19 protein-coding genes are annotated in these 14888 nt (G+C 48.3%); 7 read left to right on the top strand and 12 right to left on the bottom strand.

What is annotated here, in order from left to right:
• Positions 1-93 precede the first annotated feature (93 nt).
• Positions 94-1692 (bottom strand): peptide chain release factor 3, encoded by a 1599-nt coding sequence (locus HMPREF9370_RS03660; RefSeq protein WP_009115970.1) that lies wholly within the window; start codon positions 1690-1692, stop codon positions 94-96.
• A gap of 435 nt (positions 1693-2127) precedes the next feature.
• Here HMPREF9370_RS03660 and HMPREF9370_RS03655 point away from each other — a divergent pair, with 435 nt between their 5' ends.
• A complete protein-coding gene (locus HMPREF9370_RS03655; protein ID WP_009115969.1) occupies positions 2128-3528 on the top strand; it encodes a hypothetical protein in 1401 nt (466 codons plus the stop codon).
• Between the two features lie 55 nt (positions 3529-3583).
• On the opposite strand, the gene HMPREF9370_RS03650 is transcribed toward HMPREF9370_RS03655, so the two are convergent.
• From HMPREF9370_RS03650 to HMPREF9370_RS03620, 7 genes are all read right to left on the bottom strand, one after another.
• Positions 3584-4387, bottom strand: a complete 804-nt coding sequence (locus HMPREF9370_RS03650) for a carbon-nitrogen hydrolase family protein (protein ID WP_009115968.1) — start codon at positions 4385-4387, stop codon at positions 3584-3586.
• A gap of 334 nt (positions 4388-4721) precedes the next feature.
• The gene (rplS, locus tag HMPREF9370_RS03645) at positions 4722-5087 is read right to left on the bottom strand and encodes a 50S ribosomal protein L19 (protein ID WP_009115967.1); all 366 of its coding nucleotides are present in this window, start codon (positions 5085-5087) and stop codon (positions 4722-4724) included.
• Between the two features lie 13 nt (positions 5088-5100).
• Positions 5101-5853 (bottom strand): tRNA (guanosine(37)-N1)-methyltransferase TrmD, encoded by a 753-nt coding sequence (gene trmD, locus HMPREF9370_RS03640; RefSeq protein WP_009115966.1) that lies wholly within the window; start codon positions 5851-5853, stop codon positions 5101-5103.
• Entirely contained in the window at positions 5853-6362 is a 510-nt protein-coding gene (rimM, locus tag HMPREF9370_RS03635; protein ID WP_009115965.1) for a ribosome maturation factor RimM, read from the bottom strand. Before rimM ends, trmD begins: the two co-directional genes overlap by 1 nt.
• A 22-nt stretch (positions 6363-6384) precedes the next feature.
• Complete coding sequence (gene rpsP / locus HMPREF9370_RS03630) at positions 6385-6633, bottom strand: 30S ribosomal protein S16 (protein WP_009115964.1); 249 nt, start codon at positions 6631-6633, stop codon at positions 6385-6387.
• 153 nt (positions 6634-6786) lie between these two features.
• The gene (gene aroB / locus HMPREF9370_RS03625) at positions 6787-7857 is read right to left on the bottom strand and encodes a 3-dehydroquinate synthase (protein ID WP_009115963.1); all 1071 of its coding nucleotides are present in this window, start codon (positions 7855-7857) and stop codon (positions 6787-6789) included.
• Positions 7858-7863: 6 nt separating this feature from the next.
• Positions 7864-8382, bottom strand: a complete 519-nt coding sequence (locus HMPREF9370_RS03620; protein WP_009115962.1) for a shikimate kinase — start codon at positions 8380-8382, stop codon at positions 7864-7866.
• Positions 8383-8522: 140 nt separating this feature from the next.
• Here HMPREF9370_RS03620 and bioC point away from each other — a divergent pair, with 140 nt between their 5' ends.
• From bioC to HMPREF9370_RS03605, 3 genes are read left to right on the top strand one after another with little or no spacing between them, the layout of a single operon-like run.
• A complete protein-coding gene (gene bioC / locus HMPREF9370_RS03615; protein ID WP_009115961.1) occupies positions 8523-9272 on the top strand; it encodes a malonyl-ACP O-methyltransferase BioC in 750 nt (249 codons plus the stop codon).
• Complete coding sequence (gene bioD, locus HMPREF9370_RS03610; RefSeq protein ID WP_009115960.1) at positions 9269-9919, top strand: dethiobiotin synthase; 651 nt, start codon at positions 9269-9271, stop codon at positions 9917-9919. The genes bioC and bioD overlap by 4 nt, the downstream gene beginning before the upstream one ends.
• Positions 9920-9968: 49 nt before the next feature.
• On the top strand, positions 9969-10448 hold the full coding sequence (locus tag HMPREF9370_RS03605; protein ID WP_009115959.1) for a DUF2247 family protein: 480 nt from the start codon (positions 9969-9971) through the stop codon (positions 10446-10448).
• Positions 10449-10689: 241 nt separating this feature from the next.
• Here the strand turns inward: HMPREF9370_RS03605 and pmbA are convergent, their stop codons facing one another.
• Positions 10690-12018, bottom strand: a complete 1329-nt coding sequence (gene pmbA, locus HMPREF9370_RS03600; RefSeq protein WP_009115958.1) for a metalloprotease PmbA — start codon at positions 12016-12018, stop codon at positions 10690-10692.
• Between the two features lie 112 nt (positions 12019-12130).
• Here pmbA and yjgA point away from each other — a divergent pair, with 112 nt between their 5' ends.
• The 3 genes from yjgA to HMPREF9370_RS03585 all read left to right on the top strand — a co-directional run bounded on the left by yjgA (position 12131) and on the right by HMPREF9370_RS03585 (position 13502).
• Positions 12131-12661, top strand: a complete 531-nt coding sequence (gene yjgA, locus HMPREF9370_RS03595; protein ID WP_009115957.1) for a ribosome biogenesis factor YjgA — start codon at positions 12131-12133, stop codon at positions 12659-12661.
• 10 nt (positions 12662-12671) lie between these two features.
• Positions 12672-13139, top strand: coding sequence for a DUF2750 domain-containing protein (locus HMPREF9370_RS03590; RefSeq protein WP_009115956.1), 468 nt, complete (start codon positions 12672-12674; stop codon positions 13137-13139).
• Positions 13140-13298: 159 nt separating this feature from the next.
• Positions 13299-13502: a hypothetical protein gene (locus HMPREF9370_RS03585; protein ID WP_009115955.1), complete on the top strand. Its 204-nt coding sequence runs from the start codon at positions 13299-13301 to the stop codon at positions 13500-13502.
• A gap of 222 nt (positions 13503-13724) precedes the next feature.
• Here the strand turns inward: HMPREF9370_RS03585 and HMPREF9370_RS03580 are convergent, their stop codons facing one another.
• The 3 genes from HMPREF9370_RS03580 to HMPREF9370_RS12445 form a co-directional block, all read right to left on the bottom strand.
• A complete protein-coding gene (locus HMPREF9370_RS03580; RefSeq protein WP_009115954.1) occupies positions 13725-14366 on the bottom strand; it encodes a hypothetical protein in 642 nt (213 codons plus the stop codon).
• A 64-nt stretch (positions 14367-14430) separates the two neighbouring features.
• Positions 14431-14682 carry a hypothetical protein gene (locus HMPREF9370_RS03575; RefSeq protein WP_218915446.1) on the bottom strand — a complete coding sequence of 84 codons (252 nt, stop codon included), beginning with the start codon at positions 14680-14682 and terminating at the stop codon, positions 14431-14433.
• Between the two features lie 50 nt (positions 14683-14732).
• Complete coding sequence (locus tag HMPREF9370_RS12445; RefSeq protein ID WP_009115952.1) at positions 14733-14855, bottom strand: hypothetical protein; 123 nt, start codon at positions 14853-14855, stop codon at positions 14733-14735.
• Positions 14856-14888 lie beyond the last annotated feature (33 nt).

The following is a 14888-nucleotide window of genomic DNA, read 5'->3' as shown; positions in this document are numbered from 1 at the left end:
ACTTGACAAGCGCCATTCAAAAGATTTTAACCAATAAAATGCCTGTCTGAATAAACTTCAGACAGGCATTAAATATTATTGCTTAAACCGCTTTTACCCGTTTAAATTAACCGCGTGTTCACGGGTTTCATGGAACACGATATCCGGCCAACGCTCCTGCGTTAAATTCAAATTTACGCGATTAGGTGCGAGGTAGGCCAGATTACCGCCGGCATCGATTGACAAATTAACAGCATTCACTTTTTCAAACTCGGCCAACTTTTTCTTGTCGTCGCAAGACACCCAGCGCGCCGACCAAATGCCGACATTATCAAACACCGCTTCCACACCGTATTCGGCAGCCAAACGTGATGTAACCACTTCAAACTGCAACACACCCACCGCACCCAGAATCAAATCACCGCCGGAATGCGGTTTAAACACCTGCACCGCGCCCTCTTCTCCAAGCTGCTGCAAGCCTTTTTGCAGTTGTTTGATTTTCAGCGGGTTTTTAATACGCACACTGCGAAACAGCTCCGGCGCAAAAAACGGAATACCGGTAAATGCCAACTGTTCGCCCTCGGAAAAGCTGTCGCCGATTTGAATATTGCCGTGGTTGGGAATGCCGATGATGTCGCCGGCATAGGCTTCTTCCACCAACTCACGGTCGTGCGACATAAACGTAACCACGCTGGAAGCGGCAATATCCCGGTTGATACGCAGATGTTTCATTTTCATGCCGCGCTCGAATTTGCCGGAGCACACGCGTAAAAAGGCAATACGGTCGCGGTGTTTCGGATCCATATTGGCTTGGATTTTAAACACGAAACCGGAAAACTTTTCTTCAGACGGCTCAACCACACGCACAGTAGCATCCCTGCCTTTCGGCGCAGGTGCCCAATCAATCAGCGAATTGAGAATTTCCTGAATACCGAAATTATTGATGGCCGAACCGAAAAACACGGGGGTCAACTCGCCGGCCAAAAATTCTTCAAGGTTAAATTCGTTTGATGCAGCCTGAACCAATTCGATCTCGGCACGCAGGTTTTCCATTTCCAACGGAAACAGCTCATCCAAGCGCGGGTTATCAATGCCTTCGATAATCTCGAATTCATGCGGCAGCTTTTCCCCGCCCGCATCAAACAAATACACTTCGTCATTCAGAATGTGGTACACACCCTTGAAATTTTTACCCATACCTATCGGCCAGGTTACCGGCGCGCAGCGGATTTTCAGGATGCTCTCCACTTCATCCAAAAGCTCAAGCGAATCGCGCACTTCACGGTCGTATTTGTTCATGAAGGTAACAATCGGCGTATTGCGCAGGCGGCAGACGTTCAAAAGCTTGATGGTTTGCGCTTCCACACCTTTGGCCGCATCAATCACCATCAACGCGCTGTCAACAGCGGTGAGCACGCGGTAAGTGTCTTCCGAGAAATCTTGGTGGCCGGGGGTGTCGAGCAGGTTTACGGTATGGTCTTTATATTCAAACTGCATCACTGAAGACGCCACCGAAATACCGCGCTGCTTCTCGATTTCCATCCAGTCGGAAGTGGCAAACTTACCGGTTTTCTTGCCTTTCACCGTACCGGCGCTTTGAATGGCCCCTGAAAACAGCAGCAGCTTTTCGGTCAAGGTGGTTTTACCCGCATCCGGGTGGGAAATAATGGCAAACGTGCGGCGGCGGCGCACTTCTGAAGGAATATTCGACATTTTTTATTCTCAAAACAGCGTCTAGCGAAAAAACCTAATCACAGCACGAGCACAAGGCCGGGATATTCGGCAAGGCTGTCGAATGATTAGGTTTCACAGCTTAATCAGGCAGCGGATTTACCGCACCTGCATCACATTAAAGATGCGCGATTGTACTAAAAAACACGTTTTCATTCAATGTAGAACCCAAACCAATGCCTGTCTGAAAATTTTCAGACAGGCATGTTCCAAGCCACAATACAGCGATAGTAGATAAAGCTTACCGGCTGATCCGCTGCGGCGAAAAACCGCACACTTTGTCTATAGTTCGTGCAAACCGCCGGCTTTCGGATAAAATCCGCCCATAACATTTATATCCATAATATTTATCCACAGTCAGTCAAACTGCAACAACACCGCAGTAAAAGTTAAATTGATTGACTGTATTTCCACATCATGAAACGAATCCGCATACTCATTACCCTTACCGTTATTTCCCTTATTGCCGGCATTTTCTATCTACTGCCCGCCTATCTCAAACACCGCGAGATCCAAGCCGCACAAGCCGATCTGCAACTTCTGGCTTCGGAAAACACGGAACCATCCAAACATCCGAATAACGGCTACGCCGCATTATGGCTCTTGCCCTACCAAACGGGCTCCGAAGCCGAACGCACCGGCTTAATGAAAAAATACCAAGAAGCCCTGCACAATACCGACGCTGAAATACCGCAAGAATTACAGGCATTGGCACTGCTCCTGCCCCAAAATGAAGAAATGCGCTGCGCTCCTAACGCAGCCGAATGCCTGTCTGAAATCAAAGCCAAGCTTCCCGAATACAAGCAAGCTCTTTATCGATACCGCGACCTTATCCGCAATATCGACGCGCTTGCAGATTATGAAAATCTGTATCTCGACCATCCGCCCGGCGATGGTTTATCCCCGTTCAAACAGCGCCTGCCCCAACTCAACCTACTTTCCTACGGACGCGCCGCTGCTGCCGTAGAATGGGCAGACAACCAACCCAAACAGGCTCTGCAACGCGCCTGCCGCCAAATCAAATTAGGCAAAACCTTGATCCAGAAGCAACAAGAACTCATCTACGCCATGATGGGCGATGTTTTAGTTTCCGGTAACACCCGTTTGGTTGCGCACATGCTTTCGGAGAAGCCCGAATGGGCAACGCACCTGCCCGAAACATGCACTCAAGCGCTCATGCCGTTCACACAAAACGAACATAACATTTGCGGTTCAATAAAAAAAGAATTCCGTTCGATCCGCAACCTGAATCGGCAAATAGGAGCAAATTCCTCTTTCAATATCCGCCTTGAGCTTATTACCAAACCAAAGAACTCATGGTTTCTGCTGCTTGACGATAACGAACCCTTTTGGCCGTTGGCTCTCCAAGCCATGACGTTGCCGGTGTTCAACACGGAACACAATGAAGCCATTCTTGCCACATCCTACGCACCTTTCTGCCGCTCATCTGCTTTGCAGTCTTTGAAGCAAGACACCGGCCCCGTCTCAATGCCTGAAGCAATCAGCTATCATAGCTGGTCATGCAAAAGCAATGTACTCGGCTGCCGTTTCTTCGGCTCAGCCCTTGTTGATTTTTCCGACTATCAAAACCGCCTGCAAGATACCCAAATGCTATTGCGTGCTTTCCAGGCCGGCTTGGATTTGTACCGGTTGCCGGCGCACCAAAGGCAAGCTGCATTCAATTCCATTTTAGCCCGCCATAGCAGCCCGTCCCGACAGCTACGGTGGGATACGGAAACACACCACATTACCTTCCCCCTCTATTACACCCGCCATCAAGCACCCATGAGCATACCGGTTGCATTATCCAGCCCATAAACCAAATGCCTGTCTGAAATGAAATGTTTCAGACAGGCATTTGATCAACAACAGCTTAAAGCATCTTGTGCGATAAAGCCGGCAAACGCGCGCGGACACTCTTTAATCGCGCCACATCCAACTCTGCCGTAACAATGCCCTCACCTTCGCCCAAGACATTTAACACCTCACCCCAAGGGTCAACAATCATCGTATGACCAAACGTTTTCCTCCCATTCTCATGAAAACCACCTTGAGCAGCCGCCACAACATAACACTGGTTTTCCACGGCTCGTGCGCGCAGCAACAATTCCCAATGAGCCAAACCGGTTGTATAAGTAAACGCAGCCGGCAGCATCAACACATCAAAAGGCAATTGCGCACGAAAAAACTCAGGGAATCGAATGTCATAACATACCCCCTGAGCTACACCCCAGCCGTCAACCCGCAAGCTGGGCACCGACTGGCCTGCCAAAATCGTATCAGCTTCGGCATAACGCTCGCCCAACCCCGAATAACCGAACAAATGCATTTTGTCGTAGCAGCTCAAGCGCCCGCCATCCGCATCAAACACCAACATGGTATTTAAAACCTTATCCAACTCACGGCTCTTCAAAGGCACCGTACCACCAAATAAAACCACACCACACTCATGCGCCAACTCACTCAAAGCCTGCTGAAACGGCCCGCAACCTAAAGGCTCCGCCACCGTTAACTTATCAGCATCCTGTTTACCCATAAGCGGCCAATACTCCGGCAACAACACCCAGTCCGCTTGCAATTTGGCAGCGCTCCGCACCAAATTTTTCATAGTTTCAAGGTTTTCATCCGGATGTGTAGAAGAAACCATTTGAATGGCTGCCACTTTGATATTATTCATATTTAATCCTTATTCAATACCGAAGTAACTTGATAATAACTGAAGCCATTAGATATCAGCAATGTTTTATCGTTGAGTCATCACCGTAACCATACACAAAGGTTGTCTGAAAACAGGTCCACAAGACTTTTCAAACAGGCATTACTATAATCCGGCCATACCTAGGCTCAAACCCCATCCATCATAACGGAACTATTACTATGTAAGCGTTTTAATTATATAAACACAATCTCAAAACACCCAACTTAAAACAAAAAAACCTCTCAAGCCACCAGCTTGATAAAGCCGGTTTCGCTTAAGAGGTTTTATATTTATCCTAAGGCAATATTTGATTTTAGCCTTTACGCGCAGGTAATTTTTCTTTAATACGTGCCGCTTTACCAGTCAAGCCACGCAGATAGTACAGCTTAGCACGGCGCACATCACCACGGCGTTTCACTTCGATTTTCTCAAGACGCGGAGAATACAGTGGGAAAGTACGCTCCACACCTTCACCGCTGGAAATTTTACGCACGATGAAGTTGCTGTTTAAACCACGGTTGCGGCGTGAAATCACCACACCTTCATAAGCTTGCAAACGGGTACGGTTACCCTCTACCACGCGCGCCCATACCACAACGGTGTCACCCGGAGCAAACTCAGGGATATCTTTGTTTAAACGAGCAATTTCTTCTTGCTCTAATTGTTCAATCAGGTTCATTTCATTTCCTTAATTATGATTGGATTGTCCGTTGCTCTTCTTCAATTTCCTGTAAGAGTCGGATTTCCTCTGGGATTAAATTGCGCTTTTCCAGCAAATCCGGTCGGCGCAGTAAAGTACGTTGCAGCGATTGTTTTAACCGCCACTTCGCTATCAAACCATGGTTTCCCGAGCGTAACACTTCAGGAATAGCCATACCTCGAAATTCCAAAGGGCGTGTGTAGTGCGGGCAGTCCAACAGACCATCTGCAAAAGAATCCTGCTCCGCCGACTGACTGTCGCCCAACACGCCGGGTATCAGGCGCAGCACCGCGTCCATCAGCATCATGGCCGGCAACTCGCCGCCTGACACTACAAAATCACCTATGCTGATTTCTTGATCGACGCTTGTCGATAATATGCGTTCATCCACACCTTCATAACGCCCACAAAGCAAAATCAAATCGCTCATCTGAGCGAATTCTGCCACTTTTTGATGCGTCAGCGGCATACCTTGCGGGCTTAAATAAATCACAACAGTCTGATTACCGGCAAGATTTTCCTTTGCCGCATCAATAGCTGCCTGCAATGGCGGCGCCATCATAATCATTCCAGGCCCGCCGCCAAAAGGACGGTCATCGATATAACCCAGTTTGTTATCGGCAAACCGGCGCGGGTTAATGCTATCAAACTGCCACAATCCCTGCTTAAGGGCGCGGGAAGTTACGCCGTATTGCGTGATGCTCTCAAACATCTCCGGAAACAGGGTAATGGCTTGGATTTTCATTAATAATCCAAGCCCCAATCTACCGTAATGGATTGTGTTTCGAAATCAACGCGGTCGATATAGTGCGACACAAACGGTATCAGCTTCTTTCCGTGACTGCCGTTAACCATCAAAACATCATGTGCACCTGTTTCCATCAGGTTTTCAACTTTGCCTAATGAAACGCCGTCACGGTTGAATACTTCCATACCCACCAAATCAGCCCAGTAGTATTCATCTTCTTCAACCGGAGCAAATTCTTCGCGGGGAATTTCAATCGTATAGCCGCGAAGGGCATGTGCGATGTCGCGGTCGTCAACTCCTTCAAATTTCACTTGAAGCTCGCCGCCGACCAGCTTTCCGCTTTCTACGGCAACATTATTGATTTGGCCGTCTTTAACCAAGCGCCACTCGGCATAATCCAACAGGCTATCAGGATATTCGGTATTGGCAGCTACTTTAACCCAGCCTTTAATACCGAACGCACCTTTAATGTAGCCCATAGCTACCCATTGCCGAGAATCGTTCATGGTGTATTTGCTTTATTGAAACTTAAGCGGCAGCTTTTTGTTCTTTAACCAATTTGGCTACTGCTTCGCTCACTTGCGCGCCTTGGCTTACCCAGTGATTCAAACGCTCAGCATTCAAACGAACACGCTCTTGTTTTTCATTGGCAACAGGGTTATAGAAACCAACGCGTTCAATGAAACGGCCGTCGCGACGGCTGCGGCTGTCTGCTACGATAATGCTGTAAAAAGGGCGTTTTTTAGAGCCGCCACGGGCTAAACGGATAACTACCATGTTTAAAAATTCCTTGGAGAAAAATAGAATATATGGGAAACCGCTAATTTTAGGATAGTTTGGCGTTTTAATGCAAGTGTTTGTTGTATCAGTTTCATTTTTCCAGCTTGCCAAGATGTATAAGTGTCGGATTTACACTGATTTCAAGCAACATCAACCGCCCAGCACACGGCGCAAGATTTCCATATCGTTGATCGGAGTAATACAGGCCTCGCCCAATCGGTTCAAACTGATAAAACGCATGGTTCCGCCGCTGACTTTTTTATCGTGCTGCATATGTTCGATCCAGCGCTCGAAACTAAATTCCGGCGCTTCGGTGGGCAGCCCTGCTTTTGCAAGCAAACGGATAACACGCTGAGTATCTGCTTCAGTCAATTTGCCCAGCTCCTGCGACAAACGGCATGCCAGCACAGTACCTACGGCAACGGCTTCTCCGTGCAGCCATACGCCATACCCCATTTCCGCTTCAATGGCATGGCCGAATGTGTGGCCGAGATTAAGCCATGCGCGTATACCTTGCTCTTTTTCGTCAGCCGCCACGATTTGGGCTTTCATCTTGCAGCAATGGTAAACGGCATAACTTAACGCCTCTTCTTTTTGCCGCATCAAATCGTCGATATTGTTTTCCAGCCAAACGAGAAAATCGGCATCTCCCAGCAAAGCATATTTAATCACTTCGGCGATGCCTGCAGAAAATTCGCGCGGCGGCAACGTGGCCAAAGTAGATAAATCGGCCAATACGGCTTGCGGCTGGTAAAATGCGCCGATCATATTTTTGCCCAACGGGTGATTAACCGCCGTTTTTCCGCCCACAGAAGAGTCCACTTGACTCAGCAAAGTGGTGGGCACTTGGATAAAAGGTGCGCCGCGTTGGTACACCGCAGCGGCAAAACCGACCATATCGCCGATTACTCCTCCGCCCAATGCGATTAACGTGGTTTGCCGCTCTGCCCTGTTTTGGAGCAAACCGTCGAAAATCAGGTTGAGCGTCTGCCAGTTTTTATGTTCTTCACCGTCCGGCAGGATGATGGAAAAGTGATCCACACCCAAACTATCCAGACCTTTTTGCATGGCTTCCAAATAAAGCGGCGCAATGGTTTCATTGGTAATAACTGCGGCTTTTTGCTTGATATAAGGGCGCAATATTTCTATTTGGCTTAATAGATCTTTGCCTATAAAGATAGGATAACTGTGCGACGGGGTGTTGACTGTGAGCGTTTGCATGTAGGGTTACTCTTGAATCAGGTTCAATATGGTTTCAATGGTTTTGCGGCAACTTCCTTCGCCTGCCTCCACCACAGCCGCTGCGGCTTCGCGGTAAACGGGATCACGGGCTTCGTAAAGCTCCTGCAGCTTTTCCAGGGGATTGTCCACTTGCAGCAGCGGGCGGTTTTTATCGCAACGGGTGCGCTTGAGCAAAACTTCCGGGCTGGCATGCAGATAAACAACCAATCCGCGCTCTTGCAGGCAGCGGCGGTTTTCCTCACGCAGCACCGCGCCGCCGCCTGTGGCCAGAATAATACCTTTTTTGCCGGTTAATTCGTTGATTACGCAAGCTTCCCTTGTGCGGAACCCTTCTTCTCCTTCCAACTCGAAAATAGTGGGAATAGACACACCGGTTTTTTCACAGATAACATGGTCGCTATCGTAAAAAGGCTGCCCCAATTCTTGGGATAGCCGCCTGCCTATTGTGGTTTTGCCCGCACCCATCAGGCCGATAAGAAATAGATTTTTTTTTGATGTGTTCATGGGCTTGATTGTAACTGAAAATCCGCCTGAAGCGGCGATGGAAATGCCTGTCTGAAGCCGGCTTTCCTAATTCTACCAAGCCCCGGGCTTGCGACAAATACAAATCTGCTACAATCCCTGATTTTTGCGTACTCTTTGCCATGCTCTGTAAAACAGATATCGCCCGCCGCTTTACCCGCGCGCTGCCCTCTTACGCGCAAAATGCGCCGGCACAAACCCAAATCGCCGGAAAGCTGCTTACTCTGCTGAAGCAGCAGTTCTCCGGCGAAGCGGCGTGTGCGCTGGAAATCGGCTGCGGCTCGGGCATTTATTCCGACTTGCTGCAAAGCAACCTGCCCGTGCGAGAATGGCATGTCAACGATCTATCTACGGCGTGCGAAGCGTGGGTGAGCGCCCACCGTTTTTTAGGCGGCGATATCGAAACGCTGGCTTTAAACACGCAATACGATTTAATTACCTCTTCTTCCACTTTCCAATGGCTTGCCGAACCTGCTGCTTTGCTTCGCAAACTCAATGCCTGTCTGAACACCGGCGGCATACTCGCCTTCAGCACGTTCACACCCGAAAACCTTTTTCAAATCAAATCCCTTACCGGAGCTGGCTTGGATTACCCAACCGAACAGGAATGGCGCCGACTGCTGCTGAACTGCGGTTTTCACGTTTGCCATACCGAATCCGAAAGCCTTACTTTACATTTCGACAGCCCTCTGGCCGTGTTGCAGCATTTGAAATACACCGGCGTAACCGCGACGCAAAAACAAATGTGGACAAAATCCCGCATGCAGCATTTTGCCGAAGCATACCGCAACCGCTACGCAACTGACGGCCGCTACCCGCTCACCTACACGCCGCTTTACATTGTGGCGCAAAAACCGCTTAACACACCATGACCCAACGCATTTTCCTTATCAGCGGCATCGATACCGACGTCGGAAAAACCGTTGCCACCGCCCGCTACGCCCAAGAGCTTGCCGCACAAGGCCTTTCCGTAATCACGCAAAAAATGGTTCAGACAGGCAATACCGGAATCGCTCAAGACATTCTTACCCACCGGAAATTGCAGGGCGTGCCCCTAACCGAACACGATTTAAACGGCACCACCGCGCCCTACGTGTTCCCCTACCCATGCTCACCGCATATGGCCGCCGAACGAGAAAACACGGTAATCGACCCCAACCGCATCCTGCAAGCCACCGCCACCTTGTTGCAACACTATGACACCGTATTGCTTGAAGGCGCAGGCGGCCTGATGGTGCCGCTTACCCGCGATACCACCATCCTCGACTACGCCGCCCAACACCGCTACCCCATCGTTCTGGTTACATCGGGCAAGCTGGGCAGCATCAACCACACCCTGCTCAGCATACACGCCGTCGCCCAACGCAACCTGCCCCTGCATCGGATTATCTACAACCGCCACCCCGAATACGACCCGGCCATCAACACCGAAACCGAGCGCTTTTTACAAAACTATATCCGCACGCATTTTCCGCAAACCGAATGGCAGATGCTTGAAAAGCTGACAATGCCTGTCTGAAAAGTGTTCAGACAGGCATCCCATAAAAAACCTAAGAGGTAATTTTATAATGGACTATTTAACTAACGACTTAATTGGGTTGTCTTGGGATGACATTAAGTTTGGATATCATAATCAATACCTAGGATGGCATGATATAGTAAATTTTGCTAAAGCCAACTTAAAGAATTTTCCTGAAAATGACCTTATTGACGAATTAGCTTTTTTAACCAAATGTAATGCTTTTAAAGTAGGTATCATCTTAGAAAGATTATCTCCAAACTTTAACTATGACGATTATGATAAGGGAAAGTGGTTATATATCATTTTAAAAAAAGTATATGAATCCAAAGATAGTTTCGATGATCCTTTAGAGGAAGTAGAAAAAATTTATGCAGATTTTGATTACCCAGAGGAAATTGAATCATTTGTTAGATATATGTCTATACATGATAATGGAGGAGACGAATTCTTATTACAAAGTAAAGAAGACTACATCCAAAGAATCTATAATAATTGGGCTAAATATTTAGAAGATAAACAAGTGTAGTCTGTGTGAAAATTCCTTTGCCGGTAAGTAGCATGTGTTTGCTATGTACATATGCACTATTTGAATCCATAATAAAAATACTATACCCATCATACTCATGCTTGCCCCGAGTACCTTCCAACGTTACTGAAGCTCAAGATACTTAGAGCCGGCCCGAATATCACGTTACGCTTACTTAAATAATGCCTGTCTGAAAACTGTTTCAGACAGGCATCGTCAGCTTTTCAAGCATGTTCAAAACTCAAGCCCCGGCTACCGTCATCTCTTCCACCAACAGCGAACCCACTTTATGGCTGGAGCGGCGCAAAGCATCATCAGCCACGCCGACAATGTTCATAAACATATCCTGCAAGCGCGAAGCGATGGTGATTTCTTCCACCGGATAAGCAATCACGCCGTTTTCCACCCAAAAACCTGCCGCACCGCGCGAATAATCGCCGGTCAGCATATTCACGCCCTGCCCCATCAGCTCGGTAACCAACAGCCCCGTGCCCATTTCTTTCAACAGCGCCGCCTGATCGGCATGTGTTGGTGCCAGAATCAAGTTGTGTGCGCCGCCGGCATTGGCCGTGGTTTGCAAACCCAGCTTACGCGCGCTATAACTATTCAGAAAATAGCCTTGCACCATACCTTGCTCAACCACAAAACGCGGCTTGGTCGCCACACCGTCGGCATCGAAATAAGTGCTGCTCCATCCTTGCGGAATATGCGGTTCTTCGCGCAAATTGATAAAATCGGAAAAAATCTGTTTACCCAGGCTGTCGGTTAAAAAGCTGCTTTGGCGGTAAAGCGAACCGCCGCTCAAACCGCCGACCAGATGCCCGATCAAGCTTGAGGCAATCGTTGTGTCAAACAACACGGGGTAATTGCCGGTCGGCACACTCTTTGCACCCAAGCGGCGCACGGTGCGCTCTGCGGCGGTGCCGCCGATTGATTCGACACCGGCCAAACCCGCCGCCGAACGCGCCGTGTCATACCAATAATCACGCTGCATACCCGACTCGTCCGCAGCAACCACACTGCACGAAATACTGTGGCGCGTGCCTCGCTGGTGCTGCAAAAAGCCGTGCGTATTGCCGTACACAAACTGATAATGGTAAGTCTGCACGCCCGCACCTTCGGAATTCTGAATGCGCTTATCGGCATCTAAAGCCGCCGCTTCGCAACGCATCGCCAGTGCCACCGCATCTTCACTGCTCAAGTTCCACTCATGGTATTTATCCAAATCACCGAACTGGTTTGCTATCAATTCCGCATCAGCCAAACCCGCGCAATCGTCTTCTGCCGTGTATTTAGCAATATCAATGGCTGACTGCACGGTTTCTGCCAGGGCAGTTGGAGAAAAATCCGCAGTACTGGCACGGCCCTTGCGCTGCCCCACATACACTGTAAGATCAAGCGATTTATCTTGTTGATATTCAATCTGTTCGATCTGCTGCAAACGCACCTGCACGCTCTGCCCCAGCGATTCGCTCAAATCCGCCTCTGCCGCCGTAGCCCCTTTCTGCTTGGCTAAATCCAGCACCTGCGCACACAAACGGCCCATTTCTTCTGAAGAGTGGTGAAACATATTTTTTCCTATTTGAAAACTAAGGTTATTTTAACCCTTTTCAGCAGCTGCCGTTGAAGAAATAGTCTATGGCTATGTTAGAATGCGGAAATCCTTAAATCGAGTATGAAACATGAGTGAACAACAAGAAGAGCGCATCAGCAAAACGCAAATGAAAAAGCGTATGGACGAATTGCAGGATTTGGGCATGGAATTAACCCGCCTTTCCGCCGAAACCCTGAAAAAAATCGACCTGCCCGAAGATTTGTACGAAGCGGTGCGCGAATACAAAAAAATCACTTCCAACGGCGCACTCAAACGCCAAACCCAATACATCGGCCGCCTGATGCGCGAAACCGATCCTGCACCGATACGCGAATTTCTCGCCAAGCTCAAAGGTGAAAACACCGCACACAATGCCTTTTTACAGCGCATTGAGCAAATGCGTGAGCGATTGCTGGAAAACGATAACGCTCTCACCGTGTTTGTATCCGAATACCCGCATGCCGATGTTGCCGCTTTGCGCACTTTAATCCGCAACACACGCAAAGAAAAAGAGCTGGGCAAACCGCCGAAAAACTTCCGCGCCTTGTATCAAGAAATTAAAGCCGTGATGTCGGGTAGCAGCGGCGTAAACAACTTAGCCGAAGAAGCTGAAGAATAAAGGTTCCGCTATGTATACAGCATTTGAAGATTCCGAATACCAGCGTTTTATCGACACTTTGCTCGACACCCAAACCGTTTACACGCTTGCCGACGAAAACGGCGTGGCCGAATGCCCTTCCACCGAATACAACGGTGCCGACGGCGAACCGATTGCGGTTTTGTGTTATTGGTCGTCAGCCGAAGCCGCACAGGCCTGCCAAAGCGAAGAATGGAGCGTTTACCAGATTGAAGCCGTGCCGCTGGCAGAATTCATGCGCACCTGGCTGATTAATATGGATGAAGACGAATGCTTGGCCGGCGTGGAATTCGATGCCGGTTTATACGGCCTTGAAATAGAACCCATCGAACTTCTGGGCGACTTAATGGACGCAGCCCAAAAGCGTGGCATCACGCTCGACATTCCCGACTATGAAGAGCTGGTTACCTACCGCTTGGAATGGGAGCGCATGGCAGCCGGGCAGCCCTTGTTAAACTAAATGCCTTGGGCAAGATACCAAAAAATAATGCCTGTCTGAAAACAACCAATATTTTCAGACAGGCTTAATTTCAGGCCGATTCGATAAAATGGCCGCATAAGAAACGATAACTAAACCACTCAGCAACACTGGACTCATCCAAACACACCATCCATTTCCATGAGCCTGAAAAAATACATTCCCTCACCTTGCCGCCCGTTGATACTTTTTCCCGGCACGTTCATTCCCTTACTGATTGCCGGAGAAATCGGCGAGCATCTCTTAGCACATGAGCGTTTTGCCTTTGAACAGCCACTGATGCTGACCGTTCATCATCACACCCGAGACAGCCTGCCCACTTATCTTGCCATTGCCCTGCACTGAACAGGCAAATGGCCAGCCGCCACATTAATTACCGCACTGATTGCCTGGTACGAACTGCGTAATCTCCGTACCAACCGCGCCGTGTTCGTGATCCTCTGCACCGCATTGCCCACTGCCATAAAGCAAAGTGAGATTTTCTCATTTTGAAAAACTCGAAAAAATTAAATCCCACCGATTGGTGGGATTTAAAATTGACATTCAAGGCATAAAATATCAAATATTTTATCTAATAACTTCAATTTCAGGGGCGTTATCAGCTGGGAAAGAGCATTTAACCTCATTGTCAACCTCAGCCCCGAAATCATTCTTTGACGAAAATGACATAACATATGATGCATTTCCGCTTGTTCTATCTGCAAAAAATCTACCGTCGCTGAGATTCATATCAAATGAAGAAGAATTTTTTAGCAATGGTTTGACCATTTCTCGGCATTTCATCATTGCATCGACTTCCCTAATCATTTTTGCAGATTGAGGGACAGCACGATTTTCATCTGCGCCTCCCTCGTAATAAAACCGCTCTCCGTTGGCGCAATCGACGAAACTCACGATTTTATTAGGGTAAACGCTTCTGTCAGAATACGCTGCTGCCTCTACTACGTCGCACTTACCGAACTTGGCGGCTTGTTCAATCGCCAACTTGTCATTTTCTATGATACGAGCAATTCCATCTTTCCCCCATTTTTTCCATAATTTAGGAAATCCCTTTTTAGGGTATTCACTCAAAGCATCAGGACTTATTTTTGCTTTGGAAATTGCCGTTTCTTGACTTGCCTTTTTCTCATCTGAAAAGCTCTCTTTTGTATCAGATTCCGAACACCCTGCCAAAAGCAGCGCAGCCGACAAAACAACAATTCTTTTCATTTTTAATCCATTTGTTGACAAAAAAACACATCATACAACAAAAAGGGCTTATTGCATATTTCGGTCAACTTTTCTTCCGGGCGGCGTTAAGCGCAACATCGTCAATGGCAAATATCACGCGGTTAAACAGCTTTCTGCTTACCGGCACGGTTTCGCATTCCGCAAAATCGTTCACATCGCGCAAGGATAAGGGCAGAGGAATGCCCTGTTCGTATCTGCGGCTCCTGCCTATTTGGAAATAAGCAAAAACCAGCCAGTCGGCCAAATACGAATACTCGGGCTTTTCCGGCTGCGCCATATTCAGGTAGGCATACACGTTTTTAGATTTTTGCGTGTCATGTCTACCTGTCTGCCATTCATACCAAGCTACGGCTTTTTTTCGATTTCGGCCTCTTCGGCGTCCGCCTCTACCTGCAAGCGCTCTGCCTCAGCCTTAATCCATGCCAAAGCCTTCTTCAGCCGCACCCGCCCCGAATTCTGGCCGCGCATCGTTGAATATAGTTAATCCACTTAATTTGCATG

Source organism: Neisseria wadsworthii 9715, assembly GCF_000227765.1.
Lineage (GTDB): Bacteria > Pseudomonadota > Gammaproteobacteria > Burkholderiales > Neisseriaceae > Neisseria > Neisseria wadsworthii.
Note: the sequence above shows the minus strand (reverse complement) of the source record. Positions and strands in the feature narration are given on the sequence as shown.

Bases quoted from the DNA above. Each gene is read 5' to 3' on its own strand.
- rplS (WP_009115967.1), bottom strand. From the start codon at position 5,087: ATGAACCTGATTGAACAATTAGAGCAAGAAGAAATTGCTCGTTTAAAC.
- aroB (WP_009115963.1), bottom strand. From the start codon at position 7,857: ATGCAAACGCTCACAGTCAACACCCCGTCGCACAGTTATCCTATCTTT.
- bioC (WP_009115961.1), top strand. From the start codon at position 8,523: ATGCTCTGTAAAACAGATATCGCCCGCCGCTTTACCCGCGCGCTGCCC.
- pmbA (WP_009115958.1), bottom strand. From the start codon at position 12,018: ATGTTTCACCACTCTTCAGAAGAAATGGGCCGTTTGTGTGCGCAGGTG.
- trmD (WP_009115966.1), bottom strand. From the start codon at position 5,853: ATGAAAATCCAAGCCATTACCCTGTTTCCGGAGATGTTTGAGAGCATC.
- rpsP (WP_009115964.1), bottom strand. From the start codon at position 6,633: ATGGTAGTTATCCGTTTAGCCCGTGGCGGCTCTAAAAAACGCCCTTTT.
- HMPREF9370_RS03585 (WP_009115955.1), top strand. From the start codon at position 13,299: ATGAGCCTGAAAAAATACATTCCCTCACCTTGCCGCCCGTTGATACTT.
- HMPREF9370_RS03650 (WP_009115968.1), bottom strand. From the start codon at position 4,387: ATGAATAATATCAAAGTGGCAGCCATTCAAATGGTTTCTTCTACACAT.
- HMPREF9370_RS03660 (WP_009115970.1), bottom strand. From the start codon at position 1,692: ATGTCGAATATTCCTTCAGAAGTGCGCCGCCGCCGCACGTTTGCCATT.
- HMPREF9370_RS03580 (WP_009115954.1), bottom strand. From the start codon at position 14,366: ATGAAAAGAATTGTTGTTTTGTCGGCTGCGCTGCTTTTGGCAGGGTGT.
- HMPREF9370_RS03620 (WP_009115962.1), bottom strand. From the start codon at position 8,382: ATGAACACATCAAAAAAAAATCTATTTCTTATCGGCCTGATGGGTGCG.
- HMPREF9370_RS12445 (WP_009115952.1), bottom strand. From the start codon at position 14,855: ATGCGCGGCCAGAATTCGGGGCGGGTGCGGCTGAAGAAGGCTTTGGCA.
- bioD (WP_009115960.1), top strand. From the start codon at position 9,269: ATGACCCAACGCATTTTCCTTATCAGCGGCATCGATACCGACGTCGGA.
- HMPREF9370_RS03590 (WP_009115956.1), top strand. From the start codon at position 12,672: ATGTATACAGCATTTGAAGATTCCGAATACCAGCGTTTTATCGACACT.
- HMPREF9370_RS03655 (WP_009115969.1), top strand. From the start codon at position 2,128: ATGAAACGAATCCGCATACTCATTACCCTTACCGTTATTTCCCTTATT.
- yjgA (WP_009115957.1), top strand. From the start codon at position 12,131: ATGAGTGAACAACAAGAAGAGCGCATCAGCAAAACGCAAATGAAAAAG.
- rimM (WP_009115965.1), bottom strand. From the start codon at position 6,362: ATGAACGATTCTCGGCAATGGGTAGCTATGGGCTACATTAAAGGTGCG.
- HMPREF9370_RS03605 (WP_009115959.1), top strand. From the start codon at position 9,969: ATGGACTATTTAACTAACGACTTAATTGGGTTGTCTTGGGATGACATT.